The organism is Acinetobacter sp. UBA3461, from assembly GCF_002381195.1.
Taxonomy (GTDB): domain Bacteria; phylum Pseudomonadota; class Gammaproteobacteria; order Pseudomonadales; family Moraxellaceae; genus Acinetobacter; species Acinetobacter schindleri.
The window spans coordinates 20,115-37,793 of record NZ_DFRO01000048.1; the positions used below are offsets into that span (position 1 = coordinate 20,115).

Here is a 17,679-nt window from a genome sequence, read left to right on the forward strand (position 1 = left end):
TCATACAAGGGAATTACGATGAGAAATTATATTGCACCATTAAAAGACATGAAGTTTGTTCTGAAAGACCTGTTAGACGTTGAACAGAAATATCAGGGCTATGCAAAATTCGCTGACAAGGTCTCTATGGATATTATGGAGCAATATCTGGAAGTCGCTGCGGACTTTTGCCAAAACGAACTTCTACCGATTAATGCGACAGGCGACCAGCAGGGTTGCCGTTTGCAGGATGGTGTCGTAATTACTCCAGATGGGTTTAAAGCAGCTTATGACAAATATGTGGAACTCGGCTTTACCTCATTAACCGGTGATGAACAATATGGCGGTCAGGGTTTTCCGACTTTATACCGTATTGCCATTTCTGAAATTATTACTGCAACCAACTGGTCTTGGGGCATGTATCCAGGCCTGTCACATGGCGCCATGCGTACTTTAGAGCACCACGGAAGCGATGAGCAAAAACAGAAATTCCTGGTGCCTTTAATTGCAGGTCGCTGGACGGGTACTATGTGCTTGACTGAATCTCATGCCGGTTCTGACCTAGGTTTAATCCGTACCAAAGCAGTGCCAAATGAAGATGGCAGCTACAGCATCAGTGGTGAAAAAATCTTTATTTCTGCCGGTGAGCATGATCTGGCTGAAAATATTGTGCATATCGTACTGGCGCGTTTACCCGGTGCACCTGCGGGAACCAAAGGTATTTCGCTATTTATTGTGCCTAAATTTAATTTAGATGAAGCGGGCAATGTGGCTTCGCGTAATGGCGTGGTCTGCAGCGCGATTGAACACAAAATGGGGATTCACGGGAATGCGACCTGTGTACTGAATTTTGACAATGCCAAAGGTTTTCTGATCGGGCCTGAAAACCGCGGCCTGAACTGCATGTTTACCTTTATGAACTCGGCGCGTATTGGCACAGCTATTCAGGGTCTGGCAGCAGCAGAATCTTCTTATCAGGGGGCATTGGCGTATGCCAAAGACCGTCTGGCCATGCGTTCTTTGGAAGGTGCGAAAGCACCCAACCAGCCAGCAGATCCAATTATTGTGCATCCAGCAGTGCGTAACATGCTGCTGACTCAAAAGGTGTTTGCAGAAGGTTCACGTGCGCTGGCCTATTATCTGGCGACCTATGCCGATATTGCTGAAGCAACGGATAATCCCGATGAGAAGAAAGCAGCTGAAGACCGTCTGGCATTATTAACGCCAATTGCCAAAGCATTAATGACTGAAACCGGCATAGAAGCGGCGAAGCATGGTATGCAGATTTTCGGTGGTCACGGTTATATTGCTGAACATGGCATGGAACAGATTGCCCGTGATGCACGTATTGCCAGCCTCTATGAAGGAACCACTGAAATTCAGTCCATTGACTTGCTGGCGCGTAAAGTACTGGGTTCAAAACTGGATCTGCTGACCGCATTAACCGATGAAATTCAGGGCTTTGTAAAAGAACACCAGCAACATGCCCAGTTAAGCCAGCAAGTTGCACAAGTCAGCCAGCTAACTGAACAATGGCTGGAACTCACCAAAACCATTCAGACTCAAGCACAACAGTCTGCCAATGAAATTGGGGCAGCATCAGTTGACTACCTATATTTCTCTGGTTATGTGGTGTCGGCTTATTTGTGGCTGAAAATGGCAATTACTGCACAACAGAAAATTGAAGAAGGCCATACCGATCCGTTCTATGCAGCCAAGATCAAAACTGCACAATTCTTCTTTGCTCGGATTTTACCAAGAACCGCGACACATACTGCCAATATTCTAGTTGGTGGTGAAAGCCTGTTTTTACTTGAACCTGAAGAGTTCAAATTCGATTAAAGTTTTTGACCCACGATACTCGTGTCGTGGGTCTTTTTTAATAATTTTTGCATCCTAATCCCATTCAAATATTGAAAGTTATTCTTTGGTATTGAATAAACCATAAAACAACAAGATCAGGAGTCTATATGGATTTAGACATGATTACTCGACAGTTTCCTTATACTGATCGGGAGCTTACTTTTCATGAAGTCGGACAGCGCTCTGCATTTCCCACTATTATTCTGATTCATGGCACCGGTGGAAATACCGACAAGCATTTCAGCTATATTTTTCCGATGCTGAGTATTCATCAGCGGGTTTTATCCATTGATTTACATACCCCCGATAAAGCTGATCTGGCGGTGACCGATTTTAGCCAGCAGGTTGAAGCACTGATTCAGCATGCAGTTGCAGAAGATGAAATCATTACAGTGGTAGGCTATTCACTCGGTGCCGTGATTGCTGCACAAGTAGCAGCCAGTTTAAAACAGCGTGTGGCACGTTTGATTCTGTTGGCTGGTTGGACCAAAACCAGCTCGGTACAGCAACTACGGACGACTATCTGGCAACAGTTATTTAATGAACAATCCGCGGCCTTGCCTCATTTTGTCAATTATTGCCTGTATAGCGATGATTATCTGTCTGCACGAAGTGAACAGCAGGTGTTGGATCTGGCACGCTTTGTTAAGCCATCCCAAGATGCAGCCAAACAGCGCGAACTGAATTATCACATTGATATTACATCAGCTTTGTCTGACATCTGTGCAGAAACTCTAGTCGTTGCCTGTCGTGAAGACCGCATGGTGCCTGTAGCCCAAGCAAAACTGCTGTTTGCTTCAATTTCGAACAGTCGCTATATCGAAATTTCTTCAGGACATGCGCTCTATATCGAAGCACCGGCAGAAGTGGTGCAACTGGTGAATCAGTTTAGCCAGCATCCACAGCAATATCCGGTGAATCAAAAAATCCAGCCGTCGATGCCTTAAAACAGGAGAAAAATAATGCAAGCTCAAGGACAGCGCAGCAAGATTCTAATTGTAGGCAGTGGTTTTGGTGGATTAGGCATGGCAATCCGCCTTAAGCAGCAGGGCATCCACGATTTCAAAATCATTGAACGTGCAGCAGAAGTGGGCGGCACCTGGCGTGACAATACCTATCCCGGGGTCGCCTGTGATGTACCTTCCCATTTATATTCTTTCTCTTTTATTAAAAATCCCGACTGGTCACGCGTCTTTCCGCAAGGAGCAGAAATTCAGCGTTATTTAATTCAATGCTGTGATCAGGAAAATATCCGGCCCCATATTGATTTTCATACCCAACTGGAAAAAGCCAGCTGGAATGCACGAGAACGCATCTGGGAAATTCACACCTCTACAGGTCTGTATCAGGCTGAGATCTTAATTACTGCAACCGGGCATCTGGCAGATGAGCATCTCCCGCAAATTCCGGGGCTGGAAGAATTTGAAGGCCAAGTGATGCATTCTGCGCGCTGGAATCATCAGATAAATTTGGAGAATCAGCGTGTTGTTGTGGTCGGTTCTGGTGCTTCTGCCGTTCAGCTTGTACCGGAAATTGCAAAAACGGTCAAAAGCCTGACCGTATTGCAACGTAGTGCGCCCTATATTTTGCCCCGACCAGACCGACCTTATTCTGAATCAGAAAAACAGCTTTTCCGCAAAGATCCGGACAGTATATCAGCCCTCAGACATTCCTTGTTCTGGGGCAATGAATACAATTTTGCCCAGCGCCGTAATCTGCAAAGCCAGATTGAGCGGGTCAAGAAAAACTGCCTGAAATTCTTAAAACATCAGATTTCAGATCCTGAATTACAGCAGAAACTCACACCGAATTATGAACCTGGTTGTAAGCGTTTATTGCTGTCTAATGATTATTATCCAACCTTTTTAAAAGCGCATGTCACGCTTGAAGATTCAGCCTTGGCAGAAGTTACGAAAGACAGTGTATTAAGCCAGGCTGAAAATAAATTTTCTGCAGATATCATTGTATTTGCCACCGGATTTGAAGCAGCACGTCCACCCTATGCCGCAAAAGTGGTGGGTAAACAGGGTTTAAGCCTGGAACAGCAATGGTCCAGCGGTATGCAGGGTTATCAGTCAACGACCGTACACAACTTTCCAAACCTGTTCATCCTGAATGGTCCCAACACCGGAAGCGGGCATAATTCAGCGCTTTATTTTCTGGAAACCCAGTTTGATCTGGTGCTGGATGCCTTGCAATTTTTTGAGCAGGAACAGATTCAGGTTTTCGAAGCGGATCAGAGCGCTGAAAATAGCTATATGCAGGAGTTACAGCAGCTTTCGCAAGGTAGTGTCTGGTTATCGGAAAGCTGTAAAAGCTGGTATCTGGACCCGGTCAGTCGCAAGCTGACTTTGGTCTGGCCGGATTATGCTCATTCATTTAGAGATAAAAATCAGCATTTTATTCGTAGCGGTTATCACTATGAGTATGTTGAAACGAGGCAACAGAAAGTGGTTTAAAAATATGTAATTAAAATCAAAATCTTATAGTTTAAATAATACAAAATAAATGTAAATCCAGGACAGGAGTATAGTCATGAGCAGTCAGCCATGGATGGAAGAATATAAAAAATGGAATATCAATCCGGAGTTTAGCCGGCCAGATCCTGAGAAAACCCTGAGCACGACAATTGCTGAGAATTTGGTGAAATTTCAGGATAAAACTGCATTTATCTATCTGGATCGCAAATTCAGCTATCACGATATCGATGTGTATAGTCAGAAACTGGCAAGCTATTTACAGAGTCTTGGGCTGACTACTGGCAGCCGTATTGCCGTGATGTTACCCAATATTATTCAGTATCCAATTGCAACATTTGCCATTATTCGTGCTGGCTATGTGCTGGTCAATGTCAATCCGATGTACACCCAGCGTGAGCTGTATCATCAGCTACAGGATTCAGGTGCAGAAGCCTTGATTATCCTGGGACAGACTTTGGAGCAATTAACAGCACTAGATGAATGTCCTGAACTTAAATATGTCATTTCGACGCATCCACTGGATTTTATTCAAGAGCAGCCAAGTGCTATTTATAGTCAGGCAGCACAATATCCGGATAAACAGTTTTCTGACTTTAGGCAGGCAGTAAATCAGGTAGAGATGATTGATTTTAAAACACCTATACAACATCAGGAGGATACGGTCATTCTGCAATACACGGGAGGTACCACAGGTGTTTCTAAAGGCGCAGAACTGAGCCATCGCAATATTCTATTTAATATCGCCCAGAACAGTACCGTATTTATCAGCCATTTCGGTGACCGCTATGCCGCTGAAAATGAATATGTATTCTGTGCCTTGCCGCTGTATCACATTTATGGATTTACCATCTGCCTGTTCAGTTACGGTTTAAGTCGTGGTTTTGCCAATGTCCTGATTCCAAATCCGAGAGATCTGGATGCGTTGGTGGATCAATACCAGAAACATCCACCGACCGTTTTCCCCGGTGTGAATACCATGTTTAATGCCTTGGCGCATCATTCACGTTTTCGTGAACTGGATCATTCAAGCCTGAAAACTACAACAGGTGGTGGTGCATCTATTCTGAAAAATACGGCAGAGTTATGGCATGAGGTCACAGGCTGCCAGATTTATGAAGGCTACGGACTTTCTGAAACCTCACCGACTGCAACTTTTAACCCGCCTTTGAGCCGGCGATTTAGTGGCACGATTGGCTTGCCATTGGCAGGGACTGAAATTCTGATTCTGAATGATGAAGGAAAACCTGTAAAGCTTAATCAGGCTGGAGAAATCGCCATACGTGGTCCACAGGTGATGAAAGGGTACTGGCAGCAACCCGAAGCAACAGCACAGGTATTTACCGAAGATGGTTACTTCCTGACAGGTGATATCGGTTGTATGGACGAACAGGGCTATATCACCATTCTGGACCGCAAAAAAGACATGATTTTAGTGTCCGGATTTAATGTCTATCCAAATGAGCTGGAAGGCGTTTTATCCAAACATCCCAAAATACTGGAATGTGCAGTGATTGGCATTGATGATAAAAAATCCGGGCAGGTACCTAAGGGATTTATTGTGAAACAGGATGAAACTCTGACCCAAGATGAAGTAATGACTTATCTGAAGCAGCAACTGACCAGTTATAAACTGCCCAAATACATTGAGTTTGTGTCTGGATTGCCCAAGTCCGCAGTAGGCAAAATTCTACGTCGTGAACTGCCTCGTACTGTTTAGTCGAGTGCCAAAGCCTGCTAAGGAATAATAGAAAATCTGACTGATCACAGTCAAAATAAAAAAGGAATCGCAAGATTCCTTTTTTACTGCTTGCAGGCTTATCGCTGCTGGATGACTTTTTTGCTTTTCAGTTCTTCCATTTCAGCAGAACTTAAATATTGACTCAAAATGGCATCGGTATCTTCACCCAGACAAGGTGGGGCCTTTTTATATTCTACCGGTGTTTTGGAGAGTTTAATCGGTGAACCGATTGAGGTGTAATCTTCACGTAAGGTATGCGGCATCTGAATCACCATATCGCGTGCCAATACCTGTTCTTCTTGCAAAGTCTGTTTCAGGTCATTGATCATTCCTACTGGTACTTTAACCGCATGAATCAGATCCACCCAGGTTCTTGCCGGTCGAGTATAGAAATGAGCCTGTAGAACTGTGGTCAGTTCTTCACGATGTGTAACACGTCCTGAATTTTTCAAGAAGCGAGGATCTTCTGCCACCTTGGCCAGACCAACGGCCTGACACAAAGCTTGAAATTGCAGATCGTTGCCACAGGCAATAATAAATTCACCTTCCTGGGCTTTGAACACCTGATAGGGCACAATATTGGCATGCGCATTTCCGAAGCGACCGGGTACTTTGCCTGAGGTGAGATAATTCATGGCCAGAACAGAGAGGGAAGCCACCTGGGTGTCCAGCAGTGCCATATCGATATGCTGGCCTTCACCGGTTTTTTCCCGCGACAATAATGCCGCCTGAATGGCAATTGCGGCATATAAGCCGGTGGTCAAATCGGCAAAGGCCAGACCTGCTTTTTGCGGGCCACCACCGGGCAGATCGTCACGTTCGCCAGTGACACTCATCATGCCACCCATTCCCTGAACAATAAAATCATAGCCCGGCTCTTGCGCACGCGGACCATTCTGGCCAAAACCGGTAATAGAACAATATACCAGTCGCGGATTTAGCTGACTCAGACTTTCATAATCCAGCCCGTATCGTTTCAACGAACCGGCTTTATAGTTTTCAATGACTACATCACTCTGTTCAGCAAGTTTTTTGATAATACTTTGACCTTCAGGTGTAGATAAATCGATTGCAACCGAATGCTTGCCACGGTTGGCTGACAGGTAATAAGCCGATTCATGGGTATCTTGCTGGTGATTGTTTTTAAGCCAAGGTGGTCCCCAGATACGGGTATCATCCCCATGATCCGGTTTTTCAATCTTGATCACTTCTGCACCCAGATCAGCCAGAATCTGGCTACACCAGGGCCCAGCCAAAATCCGGCTTAAATCCAGTACACGAAATCCTGTTAAGGCACCCATTATTACGCTCCCTGTTCGATCATATTCAAATGACATATCGTTCTTATCCCTCTTTTTAAAGCTATATGAAAATGAAAGAACAATCAACTTTATGATAATAAATTTCGTATAACAAAATAAAACATCTAAAATGATGAATATTCATCTTATTTTCTTTAGCCTGATGCAAATATAAGTATGAACGAAGAACAAGAGGTCACTGATAAAAAGGAAAAAGCGATCTCCCAGACAGGATTACAAAAGGAGTCAATCAAGTGAATTAAAAACGGATTAGCCTTAAAGCATATTCATTAGCGGAATAGCTTTAAATATAAAAGATCATGAAAACCTAAGGATAGGAAAACAGAGATTTAAATATGACGGATTTAGCGAGAGAATTAGAAAAGATTAAACCTACGACCAAACGAACGCAGCAAATTGCTTTTATTTTCGCCTTTCTGGCTTTACTGGTAGATGGCGCGGACATGTTGCTGCTGTCTTTCAGTTTAAATAGCCTGAAAGCAGAGTTTGGTCTCAGTAATCTGCAGGCTGGTGCACTGGGCAGTTTTACCCTTGCGGGTATGGCGATTGGTGGTTTTATGGGCGGCTGGGCCTGTGACCGTCTGGGGCGCGTACGTACCGTAGTCATTTCGATTCTGGTATTTTCCATATTGACCGCAGCCTTAGGCTTTGCACAAAACTTTGAACAGTTCGCTATTTTACGCTTCCTTTCTGCCTTTGGCATAGGCTCTTTATATATTGCCGCCAATACGCTCATGGCTGAATATGTTTCAACTGAATATCGCACCACGGTTTTAGGTACCTTACAGGCAGGATGGACTGTCGGTTATATTGTGGCCACTGTACTGGCAGGCTGGATCATTCCAGAATATGGCTGGCGAACCCTGTTTTTTATTGCCATTATTCCCTCGGTTATGGCGATTTTTATCCAGAAAATGGTTCCTGAGCCAGAATCCTGGCAGCGTGCACGTTTGCAGCGTCTATATGCCCCAGCTGAAATCACAGCACAGCAGCCCGCTAAAAAAAGCACAGTCAAAGAAATTTTCGCGGATCCTGCAAATCGTAGAATGTTTATTTTGTGGATCTTTACGGCCGGTTTTCTGCAATTTGGCTACTATGGCGTAAACAACTGGATGCCGGCATATCTGGAATCTGAATTGCACATGAATTTTAAATCTATGGCCGGCTATATGATTGGTACTTATGTGGCGATGATTTTCGGGAAAATTCTGGCGGGCTTTGCCGCAGACCGTCTGGGTAGACGCGCTGTCTTTTCGTTTGGAGCAATTGGAACGGCGATTTTCCTGCCCGTGATTGTGCTATTCAATACGCTAGATAACATTGCCTATCTGCTGATTTTCTTTGGATTCCTGTATGGTATTCCATATGCGATTAATGCCACTTATATGACAGAAAGCTTCGCCACCTCGATTCGCGGTACTGCGGTAGGCGGTGCTTATAATGCAGGCCGTATTGGCGCCATGTTTGCACCTGCGATTATTGGTGCGGCAGCCAGCGGTGGTTCAATTGGCCTAGGCTTCCTGATTATGGGCGGTGCCTATTTCTTGTGTGGGGCAGTGTCCGGGATTTTCATTAAAGACCGTCAATACGATCCACAAAAAGCATAACCGGTGGCTTGATGAACTAGTAACAAAAAAGACCGTCGGTAAGGGCGGTTTTTTATGATTTTAAAACTTTTCCCCTATGAATTGTGTGTATAAAATTATTTAGAATCAATTTTTAATATAATTTATGATCTATTTAATAATAATTTTGGGTTGGGCTTTATGACAGCCCACAAGAAACTGACGAACAAATCCACCTCGAATAGGGTGTTGCAAAAACAATATACTGATTTAAAGATAGCTTTACATTCGAAAAATAAGGAAATTTCTCAATTAAATTTGCTTTATCATTATTGCAAGAAAGCATTCTTGGAGTTTGATGTAAAACGCCGTAAAAACAAAATTTTAATTCTTTTTAAATTTATGAAAAAATCAGGAGTGTAGCACCATTGCAGAAATTTCCTTAAATTCTAAAAAAGAAAAATATTGAGCTAAACATGGTGGAATTATTTTATTAAGATATAACGCCGTTTCTACAAAAAAACAATTACAAGAAGATTTTATGCATTTTAAGGTGACTTAGATACCCCATCTAAAAAGGTTAATTTTTTATATTTTAGAGTTAATCCTGTTTTTCACCTAACTAACTTAATCTGCTTTGCCTTAAACAACTCAGCCACCCTTTGATGCACTAATGAACCTGAATGGTGCAAAATGGTACATTTCTTAGGCATATTTAAGGTTAGTAAATCATCTTCATTTTTGCTACCTGTGCTTATGTAGCTCATTTCTCTTTTATTCTGACCTAATCAACTTAATTTTATCTTTTGGCACGCTTTCTGCTTTTATTTAGATACAACATAAATAGAGGAGAGCAATACACTTGATCACTCAATCACAAACATCGGTTAACCATGCATGTATAAAAACAATAGCAAGGACATGAGCAAGAAAAATGGAATAAACCGGTGAAATAATCAACTAACTCTGCTTTCAAACAAGCCCCATCTCAATGTTATGGGGCTTTTTTTTGCCATTGAATTCAAGTTTATTCGCCAAGTCGCAATAGCTAAAAATTGGCACGCATTCTGCATTTGTTTAAGTAATACAAAACATAATTTTCGTAATACTTAAGGAGATGCACATGAATACGGTTCAAGCTAAAAAAAACCTGCATCCGTTTAAAAAATTCCTGATCGAATTATTCAGCGTACGCGCTGGCTTATACATCAAACAAGACCTGACTTTTAAAGGATAAAACCGTGCCTAAACAAAAATTGGCACGGATCAGCGTGACTGTGCCGGAATCCACCCTAGCTGCTTTAGATCAGCGCATTGTTGAAGAACACTATGAAAACCGGTCTCAAGCGATTGTCGACATGATCAACAAACACCTGATTGAAGACCTGGAACAGCGCAATGAAGTGATGGTGGGGACTTTAACTTTATTATATGACATGAGTTTAAAAGCGCTTCGGACACAATTAATTGATTTACAACAACAGTTTTTAAGTCAGGTGATCAGTTCACTGCACATTCAACTTGATGATAACAAGGTGATGGAAGTCATGCTGATACAGGGCTTGAGTGCAGATCTCAAACACATTGGCCAGCAATTTACCGCATTAAAAGGGGTGATCAAAGGCCATCTGGAATTAATGGATGCCGTCATGCCTCCCATTCCACAAAATGAAAATAAAGCAGGAGTTTAGCCATGCAGAGCTTATGGACAATTCAAGATTGGCAGCAGGCTTATCAGCAGCAACAGATTCAAATTCAAGACTTGCTGAACTATGTGGCAGCTTTTGAAAATGAAGACCATGCCTGGATATCAATTGCGACAGCAGCACAATTACAGGCACAAATTGATGCATTGACTGGTGCAGATATTGAAAGCTTGCCACTTTATGGGGTGCCATTTGCGGTCAAGGACAATATTGATGTTGCGGGGTTCTATACCACAGCGGCTTGTAAAGAAGCAGCTTATCTGGCGACTTCCGATGCAACCGCAGTAGCCAAATTAAAAGCTGCTGGAGCGATTGTCGTGGGTAAAACCAATCTGGATCAGTTTGCGACAGGTCTGGTCGGTGTTCGCTCCCCATACGGCGCTGTGAAGAACAGTTTTAATCCTGAATATATCAGTGGCGGTTCGAGCTCAGGTTCCAGCGCGGTGGTAGCCAATGGATTAGTACCATTTTCACTGGGTACAGATACTGCAGGTTCAGGACGTGTACCAGCAGGGCACAATAATATTGTCGGACTCAAACCGACCAAAGGCTGGTTTTCAACTACAGGCCTGATTCCGGCTTGCCGCACCATCGATGTGATTTCGATTTTTGCCTTAACGGTGGATGATGCCTGGCAGGTGGCGCAAGTCATGCAGGGCTATGATGCCAGTGATGATTATTCCCGAGTACATCCTCAAAATGTACCGAGCCAATTTTCAAAAGGCAAAATTGCCATTCCGGATACACTGGAATTTTATGGAGATGCTGAAACTGAAAAAGCGTTTAATCTGGCGATCGCACGTGCACAAAGCTTGGGTTATACGGTTGAGCCGATTGATTTTGCTCCATTTCAGCAACTGGCAGCGGCCTTGTATAACCGCTCTTGGGTGGCTGAACGTACCAGTGCCGTAGAAAAAATGGTGCAACGCGAGCAGACCCATCCGGTAATTGGCCAGATTATTGCGCAGGCAGACCGGTTCAATGCGGTCGATGCCATGCAAGATGAATATGAACGCGCCCGCCTGAGCCGTATTATTCAAAATACACTGGCAGATTATGATGCCTTGATGGTGCCTACTGCACCCACTATTTATCGCATTGCAGAAGTAGAAGCCGATCCTCTGGTCAAAAACAGCCACATGGGCGCTTATACCAATTTTGTCAATTTTGCCGATCTGTCAGCTTTGGCGCTACCAAATAGCATTCGTGCTGATGATTTGCCAACGGGCGTGACCTTTATTGCGTCAGCCTGGATGGATGAAGCACTGGCCAAATTCGGGCAAAAATGGCAGCAGGCGAGCCAGGTAAAACTGGGCACCTCTGAACTTAGCTATGAAAAAACAACTGAAATCTCATCGGGTCACAGCGTCAAACTGGCTGTCGTCGGAGCACATCTGACCGGAATGCCGCTGAATTTTCAGCTGACCACACGTGGTGGCACCCTGATCAAGCAGACCCGGACTGCTTCGCATTACAAACTCTATGCTTTAAAAAATACCACACCGCCAAAACCCGGCCTGCAATACAGCGTGAAAGGTTGTTCAATTGAAGTCGAAGTCTGGGACATTCCGCGTGCACTGTTCGGGGACATTGTTGCAGAAGTGCCAGCACCTTTGGGGATCGGTAATGTTCAGCTGATCGATGGTACTTGGGTCAAAGGCTTTATCTGTGAAGGCTATGCACTTGAAGATGCAACAGATATCAGTCATTTCGGTGGCTGGCGCGAATTTATGAAATCTAAACAACTTTCAAATACCAAATTTAAATGTGAATGCATAGGGGAAGTCGCAAAATGATCAAAAAAGCACTGATGTCCGTTTCCGTACTGTCTGCAATCCTTTTTAGTGGCTGTGACAATACCGCTAAAGTACCTGAACCAAGTGCCAAGGCAGAAGGACGTGTGACTACTCAGCCCATCCGGATTGGTTATAGTGACTGGCCGGGCTTTGTGGCCTGGCAGGTGGCGATTGAAAAAGGCTGGCTGGAAGAAGCAGGGGTCAAAGCTGATTTTAAATGGTTCGACTATTCGGGTTCGTTGTCTGCCTTTGCTGCCAACCAGCTGGACGCCGTACTGGTCACCAATGGTGACAATCTGGTCACTGGCTCTGGCGGTACCAAGGGTGTGATGATCATGGCGACTGATTATTCAGCTGGAAATGACGTGATTATTGCCAAGAATGGCATTAATTCGATTCAGGATCTGCGCGGTAAAACAATCGCGACTGAAAAAGGCCTCGTTGATCACTTGTTACTGTCCACTGCACTGGATGATGCCAAGGTTAAACTGAATGAAGTTAAACTGGTCAATACCATGACCAATGAATTGCCACAGGTGTTTGCCACTCCCGATATTGATGCGATTGCGGTATGGCAGCCAGTGGCGAATCAGGCTTTATCCGCGGTGGCCGGTTCCAAGATTATTTTCACCTCTAAAGACAAGCCGGGATTAATTTACGATACCTTGACCGTGAATCCAGCCCATCTGGAAGCCAATAAAGAGCAATGGAAAAAGGTGATTCAGGTTTGGGATAAAACCGTCAAATACATCAATGACCCGGCGACTCGTAAAGATGCTGCACAGATCATGTCCAAGCGGGTTGGTGTCGATGCGAAAACCTATATGCAGTTCATTGATGGTACGCATTTACTGGATTTGGCCGCCAATAAGAAAGTCTTTACCAAGGGTGATGGCTTCGATTCGATCTATGGATCCAGCTACCATGTCAATAAATTCAATGTGGCCAACGGTATTTATACGACTGAAATGAATGTGGATGGCGTGATTGTTCCAACGCTGGTACAAGAGCTGCAATAAAGCCTGATCTCGTGCATAAAAAATCCCCAGATTGGGGATTTTTTATTATCAGATAAATATCAAAAAATTAAAGCTGCGTACTTTTGGAAAAGACATTGATAAAAATAATGCCAATGATCATAAACGCCAGACCGATCAGCGCGGGAAGATCCAGTTGCTGTTTAAACACCAAGAGGCCAACCGTTGAAATCAGGATAATGCCGGCACCAGACCAGATTGCATAGGCAATGCCCATCGGAATAGTTTTCATGGTCAGTGACAGGAAAAACAGGGCAACGGCATAACCGGCAATGGTGGCAAGTGAAGGCCAGAGCACGCTAAAACCATTGGAGGCTTTCAATGCAGAAGTTGCAATGACTTCTGCAATAATGGCAATCGATAGATATAAAAAAGACATATTTCTCCCTATAACACCCGTTCTGCATGCTGCATCAGGTGATCCTGTTCTGACTTCAGCCAGCTTTCAGCTTGTATAGTCGTGGGGGTTGCATATTGAAATTGGTAATCCGGCTGGTATATATCCAGCTCAAAAATCAGGTCAATGTCGCGACCATCTAAAATGACATGCTGAACCAGACTGCTTCCATTGAGAACTTCAAAATTTTCCAGGTTAAAAGCTTTACCTGTCTCACTGCTGCAGGTGCTGTAAGTTTTAGCTTGACCATCAGTCCCGATAGAAACCTCAAAACTTTCCAACAAGGCAAACACGGTCGGATCAACAGCTTTCAAGTCCATTTGAGCGACTGTACTTTGCACTTCAGGCAAACGCGTCAGGGCATAAGCAATATGATCAGCGCAAATAATCAGGCCGCCATCCATTTCCAGTGTCTGACCAGATTGAACATCAAGCGCAGACTGAAGACGTAGGCCTAAAAATAAACCGTGCTGTACCTGCTGGCGCCAGTCTTCGACATAGACATTACTTGGAGAAAATTCCAGAATGCAGTTGCCAATCGCATGCAACTTGGCTGGTTCCGGCCACTGCACATGATTCTGGTAATTGGCGTAGTCTTTCACTTCCCAGGACAATAGCTGGCTAGCGCTATCCCAAAGCGTATTGCCAATCCAGCCTTGGCGTTCCTGGACAGCAGTTCCCGTCTGGCTTTTTAGACGAAGATCAATGGTAAAACTGCGCGACTGAAACCAGTACACAATGGTATTTTCATCAGTCAGGCCATTATAAAAACTGATACTTTTACGCCGGAAAGCACCGAATAAAAAGCCCGGAATAATCTCTGGCTGAGGGATAGTGGGCTTTAAAGTCTTAATCACTTCAAACAGATTCATGATGCTGTCTCCGCCTGTTCTTCAAGTCCAAAAGAAGAAAGTGGTACAGCATTTTTTAAGACCAGTTCACCGCTAGCAATGCGCTGTTTTAAATATTGAAAGGTCTGGGCGGTCTGATTAAACAGATGCTCACCCCCGATCAGGGCAGAGTATTTGGAATTTTCAGTGTGAATAACCGGTTCAATCACGGTGTCATAATTGCAGGCGCAAAACAGTGGGAATGAATAACGTTCTTCCGAGACCTTTTTCACGCGGTGCTTGGTGGCGAGATATTTACCATTTGACAAAATTTCCATCATGTCACCGATATTCATTACCAGAGTATTTTCAATCAGTGGAATGTCGATCCATTCACCGGCTTTATTTAAAACCTGTAAGCCGGGTGCGGTGGGTAACAGCAGGGTAAAGCATTCGTAATCGGTATGTGCGCCAATGCCTTCGGCATCTAGCACTTCCGGATTATAGGGATAATGAATCAAGCGTAGCTGACTTGGTGCATCAGTAATCTTGCTTTCAAAAAAGTCCTCACGAACGCCCAACGCTAGTGCAAAGGCAGAAAAAATCTGCCGGCTGATCTCACGCAGATGGCTGTAGTATTGGCTGACAATAGACTTGAAATCCGGATGGTCTGGCCATAAGGTGGGGCCAAGTAAAGGACAGTTTTTTTGTGTACCCTGATAATCATAATTGACATCATAGGCTTCTTTTAAATCATAACTGTTGCCGGCAAACTGTTCTTCGCCAATCGGCACATAGCCACTATGGTTTTTTGATTTGCCAATATAGTGCTGCATTTTGGTGTCCAGATCCTGAGAAAAATAGGACTGGGCCATTTCAATCAGGGCTATGGCGTAGTCAAAATTAAACTGGTCGCCTTGCAGATAAAGAAATCCGACTTCTTTACAGGCATGATCCAGAGCATGAGCAACTTCAATACGATCGGCTAAATCCGGACTTTGCAATTTTGAAATATCAACCAGTGGGAGTACATATTGCGCTTGCATGACAATCACCTCTAATGTTGGTCGTCCAACACAGCGATTAAAACCTTCGGGTCGTCCCAAAGGCATTTTGAATAAGATTATTTATTGCTACTGACCTTGGTCATACGCGGAATGACTGGCAGCTCTGCCAGTGCCGGATCCAGTTCATCTTCTTCGGCGTGCACCAGATAATCGACACGTTGTCTTAACTGTTTAAATTCAGGTGTGAGCATCACATCAGGATGACGTGGGCGAGGTAAATCGACTTCGATGATTTCCTTGATTTCACCCGGATTGGCTTTCAGCGCCACGATACGGTCAGCCAGTAAAATGGCTTCATCCATATCGTGGGTCACAAAAATGATGGTGATGTCGATATTTTGCCAAAGATCCATCAGATGACGCTGCATTTTTTGCCGGGTATGCGGATCGAGTGCCCCAAAGGGTTCATCCATTAACAGGATTTTTGGTTCATTGACCAAAGCCCGGGCAATCGCGACACGCTGTTTCATCCCGCCAGACAGCTCATGCGGATACTGGTTTTCATACTTTTCCAGACCAATAATATTGATCCATTCACGTGCCTGTGCTTCGGCCGCTGCACTACTTTGGCCTTTCATGCGCGGACCAAACATGACATTTTCCTTGACGGTTTTCCATGGAAACAGGGTATAGCCCTGAAACACCATGCCACGCTCCGGACTTGGGCCGGTAATGGGCTGGCCATCCACCAGAATCTCACCACTACTATAAGGATCCAGACCGGCGACGACACGGCTAAAGGTTGACTTGCCGCAACCGGAAGGCCCAATCACACAGATAAATTCACGCTTATGAATTTTGAGATCAAGGGCATTTAAAACTGTACGCTCGGTTTTGCCATGACTGAATTTTTGCGTCAGTTGCTTCGCTTCCAGAATCACCGGACGGCTATAAATCTTGTCAAAGTATTCGCGGGTATTAAATTCAGTGTTTTGCATCAGTTGGCTCCCGGTTTCCATTTAAATAAGCGTTGTCCCAGTTTCATTAAAATCACATCACAAAGCAGACCAATCACCCCGATAATCAGGATCGCGGCAAAGACATTATCAAAGTTCTGATAGCGGGCTTGCTGGGTAATAAACCAGGTGATTCCTGAGGTACTGCCAATCAGTTCTGCCACGATCAAGTAAGTCCATGCCCAACCCAGCAGCACCCGCAGATTGCGGTAAATTTCCGGAAGGGCTGCTGGAATCACCACATGCAGCAGGCTTTTCAGTTTATTGGTGCCCAGAGTAAAACCGGCTTCAATCAGGCTGCGATCGACCAGACGTGTGGTATTGGCAATAATCAGGATTTGCTGGAATAAAGTTCCAATCACAATGATGGCAATTTTTGGTGCATCATTAATGCCCAGAATGGCGACAGCCAGTGCACCAAAGGCCGGAGCAGGTAAATAGCGGAAGAATTCAACAAAGGGCTCAGTCAGCTGGGAAATTTTATTGGAGAATCCACATAAAATACCGAGTGGAATACCGACCAAGGAAGAGATAAAGAACGCAGTAAACACCAGCTTGATACTGTGCCACAGGCTTTCATGAAACCAGGGCGCATTGGCCTGAGCAGGCTCTGTGGTAAAAGCTGTGATCAGTGCAATGGCAACTTCATGGGGTGCAGGCAGATAAATCGGATTCACCAGAATACCTTGCGGCGGAGCCAGACCCTGATCTACTGCTGACTGGGCAGCAGAAAAAAACAGGTTTTTATCAATACGACTATCCACCTGTAAATAGGCAACACTACCTGAATCCGTAATCTGGACTTGTGGATGCCAGATAAATGGCAAATAGCTGACTGCACACCAGATGAGAATTGGTATTAAAAACGACCCCAAGCCAAACAGCAATTTATTTCTTTGACTGAGTTCACGTGCAACGTAACTCATAGTGTTGCCCCTCAATA

Annotated in this window: 15 protein-coding genes; 9 read left to right on the forward strand and 6 right to left on the reverse strand. The window is 44.4% G+C overall.

Annotation, left to right across the window (positions count from 1 at the left end):
- The first annotated feature begins 18 nt into the window (after positions 1–18).
- The 4 genes from B3D47_RS14070 (at position 19) to B3D47_RS14085 (ending at position 6,039) form a co-directional block, all read left to right on the forward strand.
- Positions 19–1,821 carry an acyl-CoA dehydrogenase C-terminal domain-containing protein gene (locus B3D47_RS14070; protein ID WP_286862621.1) on the forward strand — a complete coding sequence of 601 codons (1,803 nt, stop codon included), beginning with the start codon at positions 19–21 and terminating at the stop codon, positions 1,819–1,821.
- A gap of 128 nt (positions 1,822–1,949) precedes the next feature.
- Positions 1,950–2,789, forward strand: coding sequence for an alpha/beta fold hydrolase (locus B3D47_RS14075; protein WP_286862623.1), 840 nt, complete (start codon positions 1,950–1,952; stop codon positions 2,787–2,789).
- Positions 2,790–2,804: 15 nt separating this feature from the next.
- The gene (locus B3D47_RS14080) at positions 2,805–4,301 is read left to right on the forward strand and encodes a flavin-containing monooxygenase (RefSeq protein WP_286862625.1); all 1,497 of its coding nucleotides are present in this window, start codon (positions 2,805–2,807) and stop codon (positions 4,299–4,301) included.
- A gap of 76 nt (positions 4,302–4,377) precedes the next feature.
- On the forward strand, positions 4,378–6,039 hold the full coding sequence (locus tag B3D47_RS14085; protein WP_286862627.1) for an AMP-binding protein: 1,662 nt from the start codon (positions 4,378–4,380) through the stop codon (positions 6,037–6,039).
- Positions 6,040–6,137: 98 nt separating this feature from the next.
- Here the strand turns inward: B3D47_RS14085 and B3D47_RS14090 are convergent, their stop codons facing one another.
- Positions 6,138–7,361, reverse strand: a complete 1,224-nt coding sequence (locus B3D47_RS14090) for a CaiB/BaiF CoA transferase family protein (RefSeq protein ID WP_286862629.1) — start codon at positions 7,359–7,361, stop codon at positions 6,138–6,140.
- A gap of 356 nt (positions 7,362–7,717) precedes the next feature.
- Between B3D47_RS14090 and B3D47_RS14095 the strand changes: the two genes are divergently transcribed.
- The 5 genes from B3D47_RS14095 (at position 7,718) to B3D47_RS14110 (ending at position 13,468) form a co-directional block, all read left to right on the forward strand.
- On the forward strand, positions 7,718–8,989 hold the full coding sequence (locus B3D47_RS14095) for an MFS transporter (RefSeq protein WP_286862632.1): 1,272 nt from the start codon (positions 7,718–7,720) through the stop codon (positions 8,987–8,989).
- Positions 8,990–10,070: 1,081 nt separating this feature from the next.
- Positions 10,071–10,184: a hypothetical protein gene (locus B3D47_RS14810; protein WP_005222148.1), complete on the forward strand. Its 114-nt coding sequence runs from the start codon at positions 10,071–10,073 to the stop codon at positions 10,182–10,184.
- 4 nt (positions 10,185–10,188) lie between these two features.
- On the forward strand, positions 10,189–10,638 hold the full coding sequence (locus tag B3D47_RS14100) for a CopG family ribbon-helix-helix protein (RefSeq protein ID WP_180185231.1): 450 nt from the start codon (positions 10,189–10,191) through the stop codon (positions 10,636–10,638).
- 2 nt (positions 10,639–10,640) lie between these two features.
- A complete protein-coding gene (gene atzF, locus B3D47_RS14105; protein WP_286862635.1) occupies positions 10,641–12,449 on the forward strand; it encodes an allophanate hydrolase in 1,809 nt (602 codons plus the stop codon).
- Positions 12,446–13,468, forward strand: coding sequence for an ABC transporter substrate-binding protein (locus B3D47_RS14110; protein ID WP_286862638.1), 1,023 nt, complete (start codon positions 12,446–12,448; stop codon positions 13,466–13,468). The genes atzF and B3D47_RS14110 overlap by 4 nt, the downstream gene beginning before the upstream one ends.
- Positions 13,469–13,535: 67 nt before the next feature.
- On the opposite strand, the gene B3D47_RS14115 is transcribed toward B3D47_RS14110, so the two are convergent.
- From B3D47_RS14115 to B3D47_RS14135, 5 genes are all read right to left on the reverse strand, one after another.
- A complete protein-coding gene (locus B3D47_RS14115) occupies positions 13,536–13,865 on the reverse strand; it encodes a DMT family transporter (protein ID WP_004280373.1) in 330 nt (109 codons plus the stop codon).
- Positions 13,866–13,873: 8 nt separating this feature from the next.
- The gene (locus B3D47_RS14120) at positions 13,874–14,755 is read right to left on the reverse strand and encodes a hypothetical protein (RefSeq protein WP_286862639.1); all 882 of its coding nucleotides are present in this window, start codon (positions 14,753–14,755) and stop codon (positions 13,874–13,876) included.
- A complete protein-coding gene (locus B3D47_RS14125) occupies positions 14,752–15,759 on the reverse strand; it encodes an isopenicillin N synthase family dioxygenase (RefSeq protein ID WP_286862643.1) in 1,008 nt (335 codons plus the stop codon). The genes B3D47_RS14120 and B3D47_RS14125 overlap by 4 nt, the downstream gene beginning before the upstream one ends.
- A gap of 77 nt (positions 15,760–15,836) precedes the next feature.
- A complete protein-coding gene (locus tag B3D47_RS14130) occupies positions 15,837–16,718 on the reverse strand; it encodes an ABC transporter ATP-binding protein (RefSeq protein ID WP_034683069.1) in 882 nt (293 codons plus the stop codon).
- Positions 16,718–17,662: an ABC transporter permease gene (locus B3D47_RS14135; RefSeq protein WP_286862647.1), complete on the reverse strand. Its 945-nt coding sequence runs from the start codon at positions 17,660–17,662 to the stop codon at positions 16,718–16,720. The genes B3D47_RS14130 and B3D47_RS14135 overlap by 1 nt, the downstream gene beginning before the upstream one ends.
- Positions 17,663–17,679 lie beyond the last annotated feature (17 nt).